General features: G+C 72.0%; 1 protein-coding gene. It reads left to right on the plus strand.

Annotated features, from left to right (window positions below):
* On the plus strand, positions 1–232 hold a 232-nt coding region (locus AC0CH3_RS18045; RefSeq protein WP_465238150.1), incomplete at both ends, for a 2-oxo acid dehydrogenase subunit E2.

A 232-nucleotide genomic window follows, 5' to 3' on the forward strand; every position in this document is an offset into this window, starting at 1 on the left:
CGCGGCGGGCGGCCCAAGCTGCCGATGCTGCCGCTGATGCTCGTCGCGATCTGCAAGACGCTTCCCGACTTCCCGATGCTCAACGCGCGCTATGACGACGAGGCGGGCGTGGTGACGCGGCACGGGGCGCTCCATCTGGGCATGGCGGCGCAGACCGATGCGGGGCTGACCGTGCCCGTGATCCGCGCCGCGCAGGACCGCATCGTCTGGCAGCTCGCGACCGAGATCGGCC

The sequence above is a fragment of the Sphingomonas sp. AC449 genome, assembly GCF_979253475.1.